Below are 17,633 nucleotides of genomic sequence, written 5' to 3'. Positions count from 1 at the left end.
CAACGCGCCGCGCAGGAACGCGCGGTTCACCTTGTTGCCGAAGGGGGTCAGTTCGGCGTCGTTGGCATAGGACTCGAGCAGCACCGCGAGTCCCTCGCGGTAGTCGTCGGTGCCGAAATCGTCCAACCCGACCACCTTGGTCGCCGAGGCGTGCAGGTCTTCGATGGTCCCGACGTCGTCCCTACCGATCACGGTCATCTCCTAGTGGTGGTATTCGCCGGCGTTGACGTCCAGGCACGCGCCGGTGATCGCGCGCGCCATGGCGGAGGCGAAGAACACCACCGCGTCGGCGATCTCGTCGGGTTCGGGAAGTTTGCGCAGGTCGGTGGTCTTCGCGGTCTCGGTGTAGACCTCCTCGGGAGTGGTGCCCCGCTGCTTGGCCAGATAGTTGAAGTACCACTTCAAGTTGTCGGCCCAGATGTACCCGGGCGCGACGGAATTCACCCGGATGCCCTTCGGCCCGAGTTCGGTGGCCAGGCTCTGGGCCAGCGCCAGCAGGCTGGCCTTGGCCATCTTGTACGGCCCGAAAGTCCGCCGCGAGTGGCGCAGCACCGCCGAGTTGATCATCACCACCGATCCCTTGGTCTCGGTGAGGGCGGGCACGAACAGCCTGGTCAGACGCAACGCGGCCAGCACGTTCGTCTCGAAGCCCGCGCGCACCTGGTCCAGGTCGACGTCGGCGAGGTCGACGATGGGCGGAATCGCAAAGGCGTTGTTCACCAGCGTGTCGACCTTGCCGAACGCGCTGTGCGCGGACTCGACCAAGTTGACCGCCGCGGCCTCGTCGTCGATGTCGGTCGGCACCACCGCCGCGCGCCTGCCGAGTGCGGTGATCTCCTCGGCCACTTCGGTCAGCCGCGACTCGGTCCGGGAGGCGAGCACCACGTCCGCGCCCGCCCGCGCGCATTGCACGGCGATCGCGCGCCCCAGCCCCGGCCCCACGCCGGAGACGACGACGACCTTGTCCTGCAACAACATCAGCCCAGCATCCTCTCCGCCACGGCGACCTGACGCGCCGCGATCCGGGCCCGCCATTGCTCCGGCGTGACGCTCGCCTGGTCGTGGAACGGCAAGCGGGCGGGCAGGTCGGCGACGGGCACCACTTCCACGGTCGGCCCGTCGTCCGGTTTCATCTCCCGCGACAACCGCTGCCAGCGGAACTGCAGGTATCCCCTGGCGTGCCCGGTGCGCTCGATCCAGTTGGCCAGACCGGGGTCGCGTTCGCTGACCACCAGCCGGATCATCCCGTCCGGGTCCACCTGCGCCTGGTCGGCGGTGAGGCTGGTCTGGTGGTTGATGTAGTCCAGCGACAGGTACCACATGCTGCCGAGCTGGAAGCCCTGATAGGGGGCGTCGGACTTGGGCACCGTGATGATCATGGCCTGGTCGTCGTCCAGGTCGTAGTGACCGACCGAGGAGAATTGCGTGCTCAGCCCGCCCGGCGTCGGCCTGGGCTCGGTCAGCGTGTTCACCGGCAGGTTCAGATAGAACCACTCCGGGAAGGCGAGGAAGGTCTGCAACCGCGACACCAGCATCTTGCCCGCCACGCCGTACCGCTTGGTGAGCACGTCCTTGGTCAGCGGCGGCGGCGCGTCGCCGATCCGGTCCACCCGCTGGATGCGGATCGTGCCCGCCTTCTCGGTGGCCCAATCGCTGTGCACCTCGCGCACCACGAGCATCGCCGCGTCGTCGCCCAGGTGCACGTAACCGCGGCGCGCTTCGCCCGGACCGAACCGGATCTCGTAGGACCCGTCCGGGCGGATGTCGAGTTCGCGGTCGTCGAAGGCGGTGAGGCTGTCGGGCACGTCCACCGGCGAATAATTGCCGTTGAGCACCTGGAAGCTCAGGTCGCGGGTGGTGCCGCGGGTGCCGGTCACCACGTATTCCGCGTCCGGCCGCAGATAGGAGTGGAAATAGAGGGTGTCGGGGTTGTCCAAGCCCATTTTCGTGTAGGGGCCGGTGGACATCACGAAGAACGGGAAATCCCGCTCGTAGGCCCAGGCCATCTGCAACGACGCGCGAATGCTGCCCGCCAGATAGTCGTAGCCCTCGACGAGGTCCTGTTCGGTGCGGATGTGCGCGGCTCCGGTGATGATCTGCTCGGCGGCGGCGATGGCGTCCGCGAACGGCTGTGTCAGCAAGAGGCTCTCTCCGGTGTTCCAAATATGTACCACTCTGGTACATTTCAATTAGGGAAAGATTAGAACGTGTTCTAGGAGTGGTCAATGGTCGGCCGTCGGTCCGCGCCCACCGCACGGGTGGTTCAGGTCCTGGATTTCTTCGTCGAACAGCGCGGAAAACGCTTCGGGCTCTCCGAGCTCGCCCGCGAACTCGACCTCGCCAAGCCGACCTGCCTGGGCATCCTCACCGAGCTGACCTCGGGCGGCTACCTGGTGCGCGACGCGGGCACCCGCACCTACGGACTCGGACCGGCGCTGATCGCCGCGGGCCGGGTCGCGCAGGACAGTTTCGCCGTCTCCGCTCTCGCCCGCGCCGAGCTGGCGGAACTCTCCGCTCGCTACCACACCACCTGCACCGCGTCGGCGGTGGTCGGCGAACAGATCATGGTGCTGGAGAGCACCGGTCCCGGCCTGGTGAAGGTGGGCGCGGCCTACCATTTCGCGCCGCCGGTCGGCCTGATGTACGTGCTCTGGGACACCGACGCGGCGTTCGACGACTGGCTGGCCAAGCCGCCCGCGGTGCCGCTGCGGCAGGACGAGGCGCGGCTGCGCCGAGTCGTCGCCGAATGCCGCGAGCGCGGCTTCCTGGTGGAGAGCATGACCACGGCCGGGCGGCGGCTGTACTCGCTGCTGGCCGGAGTCGCCGACCGCGATCTGCCTCCCGAGCTGCGAGAACTGGTCGGTGAGCTGGTGACGAGCCTCGGCGAGCGGGTGTACCTGGGCGCGGATCTGCGACCACGCAAGGAACACGCCGTCAGCCTGCTCGCCGCGCCGACTTACGACGCCGACGGCAGGCAGAACATGGTGCTCACGATGTACGTCGGCCGCTCTGTCACCGGGGCCGAGATCGCCCGCCGCGGCGGCGCGCTGGTCGCCGCCGCCGACGCGGTGACGGCGAAGTCGGGCGGGCGCAAACCATTGACCAACAACCGAAACGTGTTCTAGTTTTGCGGTGTGAGCCAGTACGCGAAGTCGACGGCGAGCACCTACGAGCTGCCCCATCTGGACGCGCTCGAGGCCGAGTCGGCGCACATATTCCGTGAAGTGGCAGCGACATTCGAGCGCCCGGTGTTGCTGTTCTCCGGCGGCAAGGACTCGGTGGTGATGCTGCACCTGGCGGCGAAGGCCTTCTGGCCCGCACCGCTGCCGTTCCCGGTGCTGCACATCGACACCGGGCACAATTTCGACGAGGTGATCGCCTACCGCGACGAGACGGTGGCGCGCCTGGGCCTGCGCTTGGTGGTCGGGCGGGTCCAGGACGACATCGATGCGAGACGGGTGGTGGAGGAGACCGGGCCGCGCGCCTCCCGCAATCGGTTGCAGACGACGACGCTGCTGCGCTCGATCCAGGAGGGCGCGTTCGACGCGGTCTTCGGCGGCGCGCGCCGCGACGAGGAGAAGGCCCGCGCCAAGGAGCGGGTGTTCAGCTTCCGCGACGAGTACGGCCAGTGGGATCCGCGCAGACAGCGCCCCGAGCTGTGGAACCTCTACAACGGCAGGCACCGCGCGGGCGAGCACATCCGGGTGTTCCCGCTGTCGAACTGGACCGAACTGGACATCTGGAGCTATATCGCGGCCGAGGACATCGAACTGCCCCCGCTCTACTACGCCCACCGCAGGCCGGTGGTGCAGCGCGATGGAATGCTGTTGGCGCACACCCGTTTTCTGCACCTGCTCGCCGGCGAGCAGCCCTACGAGGCCACCGTGCGGTTCCGCACCGTCGGCGACGCGACGTGCACCGGCTGCGTCGAATCCGCCGCGGCCACACCCGCGGAGGTGGTCGCCGAGGTCGCCGCGGCGCGAGTCACCGAGCGCGGCGCCACTCGCGCCGACGACCGCATCTCCGAGGCAGGTATGGAAGACCGCAAACGCGAAGGCTACTTCTGATGACGACCACACTGTTGCGCCTGGCCACCGCGGGCAGCGTCGACGACGGCAAGTCGACGCTGATCGGCAGGCTGCTGTTCGACTCCAAGACGCTGTTCACCGATCAACTCGCCGCGGTGGAGCGCACCAGCCGCGATCGCGGCGACGACTACCCCAACCTGGCCCTGCTCACCGACGGCCTGCGCGCCGAACGCGAACAGGGCATCACCATCGACGTGGCACATCGCTATTTCGCTACGCCGAGAAGAAAATTCATCATCGCCGACACCCCGGGCCACGTGCAGTACACCCGCAACATGGTGACCGGCGCCTCCACGGCCGACTTGGCGCTGATCCTGGTGGACGCCCGCAAGGGCGTGGTCGAACAGACCCGGCGGCACGCGTTCCTGGCCAGTCTGCTCGGCATCCCGCACCTGGTGCTGTGCGTGAACAAGATGGACCTGGTCGACTGGTCGCAGGAGCGGTTCGAGGAGATCCGCGAGGAATTCGCCCGGTTCGCCTCCAAACTCGACGTTTCCGATCTGACCTTCGTGCCCGTGTCGGCGCTGCACGGCGACAACATCGTGCACCGGGGCGCGAGCATGCCGTGGTACGAGGGCACTCCCCTGCTGCACCACCTGGAAGAGGTGCACATCGCCTCCGACCGCAACCTGATCGATGCCCGCTTCCCGGTGCAGTACGTCACCCGCAGCCACGCGCAGGACTTCCGCGGTTATGCGGGCACCGTGGCGGGCGGGGTCTTCAAGCCGGGTGACGAAGTGGCGGTGCTGCCCTCGGGTTTCACCACCACGGTGGCGGCAATCTGGGGGCCGGGCGGCGCACCGATCGCGGAAGCGTTTCCGCCGCAGGCGGTCACCATCCAGCTCGCCGACGAACTGGACATCTCCCGCGGCGACCTGATCTGTCGTCCGAACAACCGGCCGAGCGCTGGCCGCGATCTCGACGCGATGGTGTGCTGGTTCGCCGAGGACACCCAGTTGACACCCGGCGCCGCCTACACCATCCGGCACACCACTCGGGCGGCCACCGCCGAGGTGCGCTCGCTGGACTACCGGCTCGACGTCAACACGCTGCATCGCGACGAGCACGCGGAGTCGCTGTCGCTCAACGAGATCGGCCGCGTCCAGCTGCGCACCCGGCAGCCCTTGCTGTTCGACCCGTACCGCCGCAATCGCGCCACCGGCAGCTTCGTCCTCGTCGACGACACCACCAACAACACCGTCGCCGCCGGCATGATCACCGGCCCCAGCCTGCCGTCCTCCCGGGTGGTCTGGCACTCCACCGCCGTCGAGCGCGACGAGCGCGCCACCCGCGGCCTGACGGTCTGGCTGACCGGTCTGTCCGGCTCCGGAAAGTCCACAGTCGCCGTCGAATTGGAGCGCCGGTTGGTGGCCGCGGGCCGCCCGGCCTTCCTCCTCGACGGCGACAACCTGCGCCACGGGCTCAATTCCGATCTCGGGTTCAGCGCCGCCGACCGGGAAGAGAACGTCCGCCGCGTCGGCGAGGTAGCGAAACTGTTCGCCGAGGCCGGTGTGGTCGCCGTGGTCTCGTTGATCAGCCCCTACCGCGCCGATCGCGACCGCGTCCGCGCCGCGCACGAAGCCGCGGGCATCCCGTTCCTGGAGGTATTCGTCGACACGCCACTGGCGGTCTGCGAAGCCCGCGACCCCAAAGGCATGTACGCCAAGGCCCGCGCCGGCGAGATCCGCGGCTTCACCGGCATCGATGACCCCTACGAAGCGCCGACAGAAGCCGAGATCGTCCTACGCCCCGATCACGGCGACCCGACATCGATGGCGGCGACCGTCATCGCGAGGTTGAGCCGGTTGGACTGAGCACGTCCGAAGGGCAGACGGCTTTCGGCCGTCTGCCCTTCGACTTCCCCGATTCGCCGCCGTTCGCAGATCGGCTATCCCCTCCATAGTCGATACACGAAGCCGGCTTTCGGGCGACAATCGGTTCGGATACGAGCGTAGAGCGATAGGATCTGATTGTAAAGCGCTAGGGGCCTAGCCAGTGCGCTCAGATCCTTTACCGCCGGATACCATCTATGCACAGTGGCAGGCCGGCTCGGGAGGTTGGTGGCACAGATCGTGTCTGGCGAGGGAGATCAGATCAGCGACGAGCCGACGGAAGACGCAGGCCCCATCGCGCGGCACCTCAATCGGGTGATCGTCACTGCTCAGCAACGAGATTCACGGAGCTACTCCAACAAAGACATCGCCGAGCGCTCGACCGCGCTCGGCTATCCGCTGAGCCCGGCCCAGGTCTCGCACATCCGGCTCGGCCGTGTTCGCAATCCCAGTTTCCGCACCATCGAAGGGATTTCCGTGGCGCTGGGCGTGGACGTGCGCGAGTTCCTCGACGGCGCGGCAGCACAGCAAGCCGACATCGAATCCCGGCTGGGCGCTGAGCTGTCCGAGGCGGGCGTGGAGGCGATCGGTTTCCGTCTCTCCGAACTCAGCACACTGAACGCACTCGGCCGATCGACATTCGGGAACATAGTCGGCAACATCCTGCGCGATCTCCAACAGCACGAACTCTATCGCCGACCCGCCGATCCGGGCGACGGTGGGGAAAACGCCTGAGCCACCGGTTGTCACACTCGGACGACACGAGGTCCGGTAGGTGAGATCGGGCAATCAGGATCAAGATCGGCAGTCGATCGCGAGAATTGAGGGCATGTCGACAGGGATCGTTTCAACGTTGGTCACGGGCCTGCTGCCGCTGCTCGGCGCGGGGCTCGGCGCATCGGCAACCGTTGCGGTGCAGCGGAGTTCGGCGCGTGCGGCGAAGCTCAAGTTCCTCGCGGAGAGTCACCTTGCCCGCAGAGACGAGTTGAAGTCAGCGATAGTCGACTACCTCGAGACCGCACAGCGGCTACAAGGAGAACTCGATGTCCGGGAGCGCGGAGAAGCCCCTGCCGATCTGAAGCGGCTCATCGAAAGCGTATGGCTGGCCGAGAAGCGAGTGGAACTCATCTGCTCAGACGCTCTGCGGGACCGCGTAGTCGCTCATGCACGGGGATTGCACGACGTCGTTCGGGACCCGGTGACCTACCCCGACTGGTGGGCGCATTGCTCGTCGCTCCAAAGCGACCTCCTCGCAGAAGTGAAGGCAGAGCTGGTACCGAAGCACGATTGGTGAAAGCGTTCAGCAGACCCTGGCGGTCCTGGCAGTCAGAGTCGCAGATCCGCCGGTGAGACTCGCGGCGCAGGTCCCGGCCGATAGGTCGCTTGCGCTATCGGCCGGCGGACCGCCGTGTAGGACTCCAGCGCCGCGGCGATGGAGTCGGCACTGCGCAGGGTTCTGGCCAGGACGATCGCATCCTCGATGGCGGAGGTCGCGCCCCGTCCCGCTGCCGGCGAAACGGCATGCGCGGCGTCGCCGATCAGAACGGTATCCGCGTTGTGCCAGTTTCCCTCGGGTTCGAGTTCGTAGAGGGCGATCGGCGCGCTCACCTCGGAACTCTCCAGCACCTCCGCCACCGGGGTGCCCCGCAATGGCTCGAGGAACACGTCCGGGTCGACCGCCGAAGCCGCGGACGCGACGTTTCGCCTGCTGAACCAGAACGATCCGTCACGGTCGTCCCCCACGTATCCCACCACGCCCGCCGAGTGCGACCAGAAGTGCAGCACGTTCCTCGGTAACCCACCCGCCGGAATCGGGCAGTGCCCGTACCGGATCGATTGGCCCGTGTAGGTGGGCTCACGAAGGTCGCCGAGCATGCGCCGAGTGGCCGAACGAGCACCGTCCGCGCCGACCAGCAGATCACCTGTCCGCCTGCCGGGATCGACGCGAGTGCCGTATTCGCACGGGACATCCGCTTCTTCCATGCCTTCGCGCAGCAACGCCAGCAGATCCTTGCGCCACACGTGGGTGCTGGACCAGCGATGGCCGGGCTCGGTCCGGGCGAAAGATCCCGTTCGCCCGGTGACCAGGTCGACGGTGGTGACCCTGACCACCGGAAATCCGGCCGCCCTGACCCGCTCGCCCAGACCGATCCGGTCGAGCGCGGTCGACGCCGCGGGACCGAGGGTGACCCACCCGCCGATCTCGGCACTGCGCGCTGCGGTCTCGTAGACCTGAACGCTGGCACCGACTTTCGCCATCGCGAGCGCGGCACACGCCCCTCCGATGCCGCAGCCGACGACCTCCGCTCGAAACATCAGGTCACACTCTCACAGCGGGCCGGACCCATCGACGACGCACCCGAATCATGTCTCCCCCGAGGGCCACGAGCAATTTACGGTCCGCGTCGAAGGTATCAGCCGTGTCCACGGCCGCGCGGTGCGGCTCGCCGTACAGCACCGGCCGCTCGCGGTTGGCCGCGGCGACACGCTCGAGTTCCCGCGCGTACCCGGAAACGGTGGCGGTGGACATCGGGTCGATCTGCGGGCTGAGCAGCATAAGGGCATCGCGAATGTCGACCATCATCGCCTGGCGCCATTCCATGACGGCCGCCAAGGGTTGCCGGGCGCGGAAACCCGGCATTCGCCGTTCCGGCAGGAACCGGGTGATCACGCCGACCGCGAAACGCCACAGCCGCCACAGCAACAGAACGTCGCGCAACGCCCCGAGACCGACGACCACAGCCCGGATCCGCATCACCAAGCCGTACCAGGACACACCCAGAAGGAAGACGAACTGCCCCAGATAGACCTCCCACCGCCCCAGCGCCACGAGCGCCCGCGGTGGCCGCGCCGATGCCGCGTAGTACCCGAGTTGGACGGTGAAGGTCACGGTGGCGGCGAGCATCAATACCGCGCCCACCGCGGCGAGCATGATTCCATGGGCCGGCGTCCCCGAGAGCAAACGCAAATAGGCGAAGCAGTAGAAGACGATCAGCAACCCGGCCGGCAACGTGATCACCTTCTCCCCGAGGTTGAAGCCGACCACGGCGGGGTCGCTGAACCCGTAGGGCTTCGCGTCAGGGCCCGCGACGACGGCGCACACAGAAAGGACGATGATCGACGCGACAAGCGGAATACCCAGCGCGGCCATGATCTTCTTCGTTTGCGCGGTGCGCCGGGAGGCCAGCACGAAGAACGCCACGATGCACACCTTGGACCCGATCAGCAGGACGGTGCCGACGAATTCGTATCCCATCGCGGTCAGCAGCCACGGGTCCGAGCGGTCCTGGACGTACTCGCCGAACGCATATCCCGACGCGAGGAAGAAGAAGGCCCCCACCACCGCGAGCAGGGCGACATCCTGATTTCGGCGATACTGGCTCGCCTTCCAGATCATGGCCGCGGTGAAGGCCGCGATGAGCCACCCGTGCGGTATGTAGATCACAGCCAGCCCATTCTCTCCTGGAGCGGCAGCGACGGGTCTTCGGACCGCTGCAACGGGCGGATCGCGCGTTGCCGATCGAGCACCCGGCCCACTTCATAGGACCACCGCGCGAGCAGGTTCGCCGTGTACTCCGCTTCCCATTCCCGCTCCGGGGACGTCGTCGAATGTCGGTGGACGTTCTCGCTCTCGTAGTGCCCGGCGATGATGTGCGCGAACTCGTGCCCGATCCCGTGGTCCTGATGCCAGGCGGGTGTCGCCTTCTGATACGCGATCACATAGGTGTCGGGCGGCGTCGAAAGCTTCAGCGTGATCGCGAAGAAACAATCGACCGGCAGCAATTTCTCCTGCAGAACCACCGTCGCGCCGGTGAATTCGCAATAGCGGTCGATCAGCTGGCGCATGGTCAGCAATTCGCGCACCTTCATGCGCTGCAGCAGCAACCGGGTGCGATGCTCGACCGCACGCACCATCGCGGGGCTCGGGACGAAGCGCGGTGCCCCATCTTGCCCCCGGCCCGCGAACTCCGCTGTGTCACCAGCCGAGCGTCTCATGCGCCATAAGGAACCCATCAGACGTCACACCCCGCAACCCACCCCACCGCCCGACTCCCGGCGATCGGTCCGGTCGAGCGGTACGAAAACGATGCCGAGCGCCGCGCCTGATTCCACCATCGTGGTCACAGAACCTCGCGCCCGGCCGGTTCGGCGTTCAAGGTACCACCACCGCGACCGGACGACATCACATCGGATCTCGCTCCGACGGCGGCACATTCGCGTCGGTCCGGCCGTCGTACACCTGGCCGGGTTGCCCGGAATCATCTCCGCGCTCGATCAGACTCCGCATGCTGCGGATCCCGTAGCGGTCGATGGATGCCCGCACCTCGTCGGCGTGCGGCCCTTCCCACCATGGTTCGGTCTCGACCAGCACCGGCGGTGTGCCGGATGTGAACAGTACCGCTCGGCCCCGCGGTAACGACCGCAGTTCCGAGACGCCGAGCGTGCTTGTCGAGGTGATCGACTTCGAATATCCGATACCGCGGGTCGACACCGTGACCTTTCGTGACTCGACATCGTGATCGCCGATTCCGTCCATCCGATCACGCAGGAAGGGAACATCGTCGACTCCGCTGCCCACCGACTTGATCGTCGCGGCCGACCACAGTTCGTTCATTCCGTCTCGGCCCCAGCAGCGGACTCCTTGCGCCCAGGACTGCAGCAGCGTCATCACGACGACGCCGCGGGAGCCGTAATAGCCGTACCGCTGCGGAAAGTCGCGCCAGCGGACCACGTTGGCGGCATCGTCCAGGACCGCCAGCGACGGAGTGCCGGTCCCGTACCGCGCTGCCGCGACATCCAGCACCGCCTCGACGAAGGCGCTGATCAAGGGCGCCGCCGCACTGCGCCCTCCGATCGACAACGCGTACAACGTGCCTCGCGTGTCGATGAACTCGGCCTCATCGAACGACTGCCGATCGGAGTCCGGGGTGATCCACGGATGGATACCGGTGAATTTGAGGCAGCGCACCATCTTCTTGGCGGTGCCGAAGATACCGTGCTGCTGGCGTATGTCCATGTTGTACACCGCCGCCAGTCCCGCCGCCGCGAAGGAACGCTGATGCTTGCGCAGCAGTTCGAGCGGTTCGGTGTCCTGTGGATAGGTCACCCACTCCCACACCTGCACGATCGAACGGCGGTCGACGGACGCGGCCAGGAACAGTGCGGCCAGTAGCTCCTCGCCCTCGATCTCGAAATAGTCGTGCGCATCGGTGCGTTTGTCCGCGTCGGCGAAGTGACGGGCCAGATGCGCGGCCCGGACGTCGTCGCCGCCGACCCAGGCGATGGGGTCCCAGAACCACTCCGGCGCCTCGCCCGCCACCCCGTCGGGATCGAAGACCCAGATCGAGCTTCCCTTCGCCGCGCGAACGCGCCGGGTCGCGTCCACGATGTCGCGATTGTTCGACGTCGCGATCACCGGGCCGAGGGCATCAACGATCGCGGGGATCGCCCGGCAGGTCGACTTTCCCTGCCGCGGACCCCAGATATCCAAGTAGAGATCTTGATGCGATCCGTACAGCCGCTCGGCGCCCATGACCGAGGTGCCGATGAACACGCCGGGAGCGTCGTCATCTCCGAGCCGTATTCCGAGCGAGTTCGCTTTTTCTCGGGCCGTGGTCGCTGTGAGTGGTGCCAGTGCCTTTCCGGTTGCCATGAACAGGGCCTTCTGGTCGACAGCTCGCCCTGCTCGTGCGCCGAGTTCCCGGATCGCAATCAGCGCGAGCCGGCCCAGGGCGATGATCGTGATCGCGACGATCAGCGTCGTCGTGGCGCCGGGCGGCCACCGCAGCTCTCCTCGGACCAACTGCTCGATCGCGGCGATCGGATTCGCGGGAACATTCTGGCGAGCGACAGACCGCGCGTTCCCGACGTGCATCGCGACGACAACGATCCCCGCCGCGAGAACGATCCAGAGGAACACGCGGACGACGAAGCTCACCTCGACGGTCTGCTCGATCTTCACCTTCGTCATCGCCCCACCCCTCCACGAAAGCCACTCCGCCATCAGCATGTCAGCACGTGGCATCGGCGGTGTCAAAGCCGCAGACCGCTACCGACGGATCGTGAGCGAGACACGGACGCCGTGGTGGGAGGGGCGAACCTCGTCAGCTGAGGGAGCGGAAGAATTCCCGCATGTCGCCGACCAGTAGGTCGGGGACCTCGAGTGCCGGGAAGTGCCCGCCGGAGTAGAACTCCGACCAGTGGGTGATGTGGTGTGCCCGTTCGGCGAAGCGGCGGATGGCGTAGTCGCCGTCCTTGAACACCGCTACGCCGGTCGGCACGGTGCCCTTCGGCTTCGGGGCGAACATGGTCGCGTCGTGGAAGCGTTCGTAGTAGAAGTTCGCGACGCTGCGGGCGGTGTCGGTGAACCAGTAGATGCTCACCGTGGTCAGTAGGCGATCGACGTGGACGGCCTGTTCGGGTAGATCGTGGGACTGGTCGGACCACTCACGGTACTTCTCCACGATCCACCCGAGTTGACCGACCGGGGAATCGGCGAGCAACTGGGCGATGGTGTTCGGGCGGGAGCCCTGCAACTTCATGTAGGCCGAGCCGTCGTCCTGGAACTTCTTCATCGCGCCCAGCCGCGCCTGTTCCGCGTCGGTGAGCGCGGCCAGGTCGGCGGGGTCGCCGGTGGGGAAGGTGACCAGCGCGTTGACGTGCACACCGACTACGTGCTCGGTGTCGATGCGCCCGATACCGGGGGCGATGAAGGAGCCGTGGTCGCCACCGTGCACGCCGTAGCGGTGGTAACCCAGGCGGGCCATGAGTTCGGCGAGCGCCGCCGCGATCCGGCTGTCGTTCCAGCCCGGCTCGGTGATCGGACCCGAGAAGCCGTGGCCGGGCAGCGAGGGGATGACCAGGTGAAAGGCGGGCGCGTCCGGGGCTCCGTGCGCGGCGGGGTCGGTGAGCGGGCCGATCACGTCACGGAAGTCGGCCACCGAACTGGGCCAGCCGTGCAGCAACAGCAACGGCGTGGCGTCGTCCTGAGGCGAGCGCACCTGCAGGAAGTGCACGTGCTGTCCGGCAATGGTGGTGGTGAACTGCGGGTAGGCGTTCAGCTCCGACTCGGCGGCCCGCCAGTCGAACTTCTCGGCCCAGTACCCGGCCAACCCCTTCAGGTAGGCGGTCGGCACACCGCGCTCCCAACCGGCACCGGGCAGGTCATCGATCCAGCGGGTGCGGGTCAGGCGCAGGCGAAGGTCGTCCAGTTCGGCTTGGGGAATGTCGATGCGGAATGGGCGGATCTCGCGGTTCGTCATGGCATTGATACTTCAGGTAAAGAGGGGGTGGGCGAATCACGAGAACTCCTTATTTCGTGCGGCGCACGGTTGGCACGGGCCGCGCGGTGCGGGCATGATCGCGCCGTGGTCAGCCTTCCTGTGTGCGGCGCCTTCGTCGGGCGGGCCGCTGAGCTTGCGGCGTTGCAGAGCGCCTATCGGGATCCTTCGGTGCATACCGTGCTGGTAGAGGGCGAAGCGGGCATCGGCAAGTCGCGATTGGTCGCGGAGTTCGGCACGCGGCTCCGCGCCGGCACGTCGGTGCTGTCCGGACGGTGCCCGGAGTTCGGCGCGCGGGGGGTGCCGTTCACGCCGTTCGTGACGGTCATGCGCGCACTGCTGCGAGACCAGGGCGTGGAAGGACTCGCGGCCGCGCTTCCCGCGACGAAGCCCGCGCTGGCGCGCTGGCTGCCCGAACTGGCCGCACGGTGCGGGGCGGCGGAGACCGAAATTGATCGCCTCCGCTTGTTCGGCGAGATCCTGACCGTGCTGGAACGGTTCTCGATGACCAAACCCGTGGTCGTGGTGCTGGAGGATCTGCACTGGGCCGACGAGGCCAGTCTGGATCTGCTCGCTTTCTTGGTGGCCAACCTCGCCCAGGACGATGTGTTCTTGCTCGGGACCTACCGTCCCGCCGAGTCCGGACCGCTGCGCAAGCTGGTCGCGGGCCTGCGCCGCGACCAAGGGGTCCGCCTGCTCACTCCGCCGCCGCTGACCAAGCACGAGGTGGGCAGGCAGTTGGCCGCGCTGTACGGCAGGGAGCCGGAAGCGGGGACGATCGCGCGAGCCTTCCAGCACAGCAAGGGAATCCCGCTTTTCGTCGAGGCGCTCGGCCCCGCACCCGAGGCCACGTCCGCCGCGCTGTCGGAGTTGTTGCTCGGGTACCTGTCCGACTTGCCCGAACACGCCGCGTCGGTGCTGCGGCTCGCGGCGGCGGCCGGGTCGCCGATCCGGCACACCCTGCTGGCGGCCGCCGCCGATCTGCCCGAGGACGCGTTCACCGCCGCCGTGCACCAGCTGGTCGACCAGCGACTGCTGACAGCCACCGACACCGGCTACGAGTTCCGGCACGTCCTCGTCCGCGACGCCGTCTACGACGATCTCCTACCGGCGGAGCGAAAAAGTCTGCACAGCAGACTCTCTCGCGCACTGGTCGCACTCCGTCAGCGCGACCCGGCTCAATGCCCTTCCGGCGAGCTGGCACACCACGCGTATGCCGCCGGAGAACTGCCGCTGGCCCTGGCCGCCGCGTGGGAAGCGGCGACGGATGCCGAAAGCGTCGGCGCACATCGTGATCAGGTGCGATATCTGGACCAGGTGCTCGAATCGTGGGATCGCGGAACGGAAGCGGCGAGCCGAGTGCACGCCGACCGGATCGATGTCGTGGAAGCGCTCGTGGCGGCGTGCTGGCGCGGTGGCGGCGTCGAGCGCGGGATCGCGGCGGCCGACGAGGCGCTGGCGGCCATCGATGCGGCGACCGACCCGGAACGCGCCGCCCGGCTGCACCGCTACCGCGCCGGGTTGCGCAATCAGAGCGCGGGCGGCGGCGAGGACGACTTGCTCGCGGCGCTGGCGTTGCTTCCCCCGGACCGGCCGAGCCTGCTGCGCGGCGAGGTGCTCGCCGAACTCGCCGCGACGCGAGTGTTCCGCGGTGCGGCGGCCGCGGCCGAGCAGGACGCGCGCGCTGCCGCCGAGGTGGCCGAACACTTGGGTGACCGGCCGCTGGCCGCGCGTGCCTACGCCTATCTCGGGCTGGCCACCGCGGATCGCCGGGAAGTCGCCACGGCGCATTTCGCACGGGCGCACGCGGCCGCCGAGGATCCGGGGACACTGCTGACCGTGGTGCTGTGGGAGTCGGCGCTACTGGTGTCGGCAGGCGCGAACGAGGCCGCCGTCGCCACGATCCAGCAGGGTCTGCGAGCCGCGCACGAGACCTTCCGCTTCGCCGAGGCCGCGCCGATCCTGCTGGTCAAATGGGCGCAGGCGCTCACCGCCCTCGGTCGCTGGGACGAGGCGCTCGAACTCATCGATGACTCGCTGACCGAGCGGTTGCCGCCCCTGAGCACCGCCGCGCTGCTGCTGTGTCATGCCAGGATCATGCTCGCGCGCGGCGACGTGGACGCCGCGGCGACGAGCGCGGCCACCGCCCAGCCCTTGCTCGGGGACCGCCGCTGGGCCAGGCAGTACCAGATCCAGCTGCACACCGTGCAGTCCGAGATCGCCCGCGCGACCGGCAACCCACAGCGCGCCGCCGAGATCGGCGCGGCCACGCTGAGCGCCGACGATCTGGCCGCGCACCATCACGAGGCGTGGGCACTGGCCGACGCGGTCGCCCGAACGCGGCGCGCTCCGATGGTTCTCGGCTCGGTTACCGCGAGACTGCCGGTGACCACCTCGGTCGACGCCGCGTACCGGCATGCCTGCCACGCGGTGCGCAGTGGCCGCCCCGCCGACTGGGCCGCGGCGGCGGCTTCCTGGCGAGACCTGGGTCAACCGTACGAGCTGGCGCGCGCCCTGCTCGAATCCGCCGAAGCGGAACTGGCCGCGGGCGATCGCGCGGCGGCGCGCAGCGCATTGCGGTCCGTACTCGAATTGGCGGAGCGATTGTCGGCGCCGCCGCCGGCCGAGCACGCCCGGCAGTTGGCCGAACGCGCGGGGCTCGTTCTCGACGAACCCGCCGTCCGGCCGTCGCTGCCGCCGCCGGGCACCTCCGGTCTGACACCGCGCGAACTCGACGTGCTGCGGCTGGTGTCCACGGGCGCGAGCAACCGGCAGATCGCGGCCGAGTTGTTCATCAGCGCCAACACCGCGGGCGTGCACGTCTCGCGCATCCTCGCCAAACTCGGCGCGTCCAGCCGCACCGAGGCGGCCGCGATCGCGCGGAAACGCGGCTTGCTCGGGTCCGAGGATTGATCGACCACCGTAGGTCCGTCCCGCCGCGTGCCCCGGCTGATGGTCTGCCGGGCGCGGGCGGGTCGGCGCTGTTCGTACTCCGCGGCTGCGGACCGTTCGGCCGGTGCGATGCGACGGTGGCGGACACCGCGCCCATGCCCCGTAAGATACAGTAGCTGGAACATGTCTCGAAAGGACGGGCTGATGCGGTCGACCTTGCTGTCCCGGCGCGATCTGGATTTCCTGCTCTACGAGTGGCTGGACGTGGAGGGGCTCACCAAACGCGCGCGGTACGCCGAGCACTCGCGGGAGACCTTCGACGCCGTGCTCGACCTCAGTGAGCAGCTCGCCACCAAGTACTTCGCGCCGCACAACAAGCTCAACGACGCCAACGAACCCACCTTCGACGGCGAACGCGTGACCATCATTCCGGAGGTCGGCCGAGCGCTGGCCGCCTTCGCCGCAGCCGGGCTGCCCTCGGCCGCGATGGATTACGAGCTCGGCGGCGCGCAGCTGCCCGCGACCGTGGCGCAGGCGAGCTACGCCTGGTTCCAGGCCGCCAACCCGGGCACCGCGGGCTACCCGTTCCTCACCGTGGCCAACGCCAATCTGCTTGTCGCCCATGGTCCTGAGCACGTCGAGAAGTTCGTCCAGCCCATGCTCGCGGGGCGGTTCTTCGGCACCATGTGCCTGTCGGAGCCCCAGGCCGGTTCCTCGCTGGCCGATATCGTCACCCGCGCCGAACCGCAGGACGACGGCACGTATCGCCTGTTCGGCACCAAGATGTGGATCTCGGGCGGCGATCACGAACTCGGCGAGAACATCGTGCACCTGGTGCTGGCCAAGATCCCCGGCGGACCGGCGGGCACCAAGGGCATCTCACTGTTCGTCGTGCCCCGCTTCCTGGTCGGCGACGACGGCTCGATCGGCGAACGCAACGATGTCGTCCTGGCCGGGATCAACCACAAAATGGGCTTCCGCGGCACGGTCAACACCGTGCTGAATTTCGGCGAGGGCCGCTGGACTCCGGCTGGCGCGCCCGGGGCGATCGGCTACCTGGTCGGCGAACCGCATCGCGGATTGACCTACATGTTCCACATGATGAACGAGGCACGCATCGGCGTCGGCTTGGTCGCCACCGCGCTCGGCTACACCGGCTATCTCGAGTCGCTCGACTACGCCCGCACGCGCACACAGGGCCGCGCCAAGCTTCCCGCCGACCCGTCCGCGCCGCAGCGGCCGATCATCGAGCACGCCGACGTCAAGCGCATGCTGCTGGCGCAGAAGTCCTATGCCGAAGGCGCCTTGGCGCTGGTGCTCTACTGCGCGCGGCTGGTCGACGAGCAGCGCACCGCCGACTCCGAAGCCGACCGCCGCGCATTCACTTCGCTGCTGGACATCCTGACCCCGATCGCCAAGAGCTGGCCTTCGCAGTGGTGCCTGGAGGCCAACAACCTGGCGATCCAGGTACTCGGCGGCTACGGCTACACCCGCGAATACAACGTCGAGCAGCACTACCGGGACAACCGGCTCAACCCGAT

At 67.9% G+C, this 17,633-nt stretch carries 14 protein-coding genes and 1 pseudogene; 7 read left to right on the top strand and 8 right to left on the bottom strand.

The window, feature by feature from the left end:
* From ON27_RS12060 to ON27_RS12050, 3 genes and pseudogenes are all read right to left on the bottom strand, one after another.
* Window positions 1–198: pseudogene (locus ON27_RS12060) on the bottom strand (sulfotransferase); the annotation flags it as partial.
* A 3-nt stretch (window positions 199–201) separates the two neighbouring features.
* The gene (locus ON27_RS12055) at window positions 202–978 is read right to left on the bottom strand and encodes an SDR family oxidoreductase (RefSeq protein WP_043724568.1); all 777 of its coding nucleotides are present in this window, start codon (window positions 976–978) and stop codon (window positions 202–204) included.
* The gene (locus ON27_RS12050) at window positions 978–2,141 is read right to left on the bottom strand and encodes a hypothetical protein (RefSeq protein WP_043724565.1); all 1,164 of its coding nucleotides are present in this window, start codon (window positions 2,139–2,141) and stop codon (window positions 978–980) included. The genes ON27_RS12055 and ON27_RS12050 overlap by 1 nt, the downstream gene beginning before the upstream one ends.
* Before the next feature lie 84 nt (window positions 2,142–2,225).
* Here ON27_RS12050 and ON27_RS12045 point away from each other — a divergent pair, with 84 nt between their 5' ends.
* The 5 genes from ON27_RS12045 (at window position 2,226) to ON27_RS12025 (ending at window position 7,214) form a co-directional block, all read left to right on the top strand.
* Window positions 2,226–3,125 (top strand): helix-turn-helix domain-containing protein, encoded by a 900-nt coding sequence (locus tag ON27_RS12045; protein WP_043724561.1) that lies wholly within the window; start codon window positions 2,226–2,228, stop codon window positions 3,123–3,125.
* 9 nt (window positions 3,126–3,134) lie between these two features.
* On the top strand, window positions 3,135–4,067 hold the full coding sequence (gene cysD, locus ON27_RS12040) for a sulfate adenylyltransferase subunit CysD (RefSeq protein WP_043724558.1): 933 nt from the start codon (window positions 3,135–3,137) through the stop codon (window positions 4,065–4,067).
* Entirely contained in the window at window positions 4,067–5,902 is a 1,836-nt protein-coding gene (gene cysC / locus ON27_RS12035) for an adenylyl-sulfate kinase (RefSeq protein WP_043724555.1), read from the top strand. Before cysD ends, cysC begins: the two co-directional genes overlap by 1 nt.
* Window positions 5,903–6,160: 258 nt before the next feature.
* Window positions 6,161–6,655: a helix-turn-helix domain-containing protein gene (locus ON27_RS12030; RefSeq protein ID WP_157227168.1), complete on the top strand. Its 495-nt coding sequence runs from the start codon at window positions 6,161–6,163 to the stop codon at window positions 6,653–6,655.
* Between the two features lie 94 nt (window positions 6,656–6,749).
* On the top strand, window positions 6,750–7,214 hold the full coding sequence (locus ON27_RS12025; protein ID WP_043724553.1) for a hypothetical protein: 465 nt from the start codon (window positions 6,750–6,752) through the stop codon (window positions 7,212–7,214).
* A 32-nt stretch (window positions 7,215–7,246) separates the two neighbouring features.
* Here the strand turns inward: ON27_RS12025 and ON27_RS12020 are convergent, their stop codons facing one another.
* The 5 genes from ON27_RS12020 to ON27_RS12000 form a co-directional block, all read right to left on the bottom strand.
* A complete protein-coding gene (locus ON27_RS12020; RefSeq protein WP_043724552.1) occupies window positions 7,247–8,236 on the bottom strand; it encodes an FAD-dependent oxidoreductase in 990 nt (329 codons plus the stop codon).
* A 4-nt stretch (window positions 8,237–8,240) separates the two neighbouring features.
* A complete protein-coding gene (locus ON27_RS12015) occupies window positions 8,241–9,365 on the bottom strand; it encodes a hypothetical protein (RefSeq protein WP_043724548.1) in 1,125 nt (374 codons plus the stop codon).
* Complete coding sequence (locus tag ON27_RS12010) at window positions 9,362–9,916, bottom strand: hypothetical protein (RefSeq protein ID WP_157227167.1); 555 nt, start codon at window positions 9,914–9,916, stop codon at window positions 9,362–9,364. Before ON27_RS12010 ends, ON27_RS12015 begins: the two co-directional genes overlap by 4 nt.
* Window positions 9,917–10,103: 187 nt before the next feature.
* On the bottom strand, window positions 10,104–11,891 hold the full coding sequence (locus tag ON27_RS12005) for a type IV secretory system conjugative DNA transfer family protein (protein WP_051046466.1): 1,788 nt from the start codon (window positions 11,889–11,891) through the stop codon (window positions 10,104–10,106).
* 133 nt (window positions 11,892–12,024) lie between these two features.
* Window positions 12,025–13,182, bottom strand: a complete 1,158-nt coding sequence (locus ON27_RS12000; RefSeq protein WP_043724539.1) for an epoxide hydrolase family protein — start codon at window positions 13,180–13,182, stop codon at window positions 12,025–12,027.
* Window positions 13,183–13,287: 105 nt separating this feature from the next.
* Between ON27_RS12000 and ON27_RS11995 the strand changes: the two genes are divergently transcribed.
* Entirely contained in the window at window positions 13,288–16,113 is a 2,826-nt protein-coding gene (locus tag ON27_RS11995; RefSeq protein ID WP_043724537.1) for an ATP-binding protein, read from the top strand.
* 183 nt (window positions 16,114–16,296) lie between these two features.
* On the top strand, window positions 16,297–17,633 hold a 1,337-nt coding region (locus tag ON27_RS11990), incomplete at its 3' end, for an acyl-CoA dehydrogenase family protein (RefSeq protein WP_043724536.1).

It is taken from the genome of Nocardia asiatica NBRC 100129 (assembly GCF_000308415.1).
GTDB classification, from domain to species: domain Bacteria; phylum Actinomycetota; class Actinomycetes; order Mycobacteriales; family Mycobacteriaceae; genus Nocardia; species Nocardia asiatica.
Note: the sequence above shows the minus strand (reverse complement) of the source record. Positions and strands in the feature narration are given on the sequence as shown.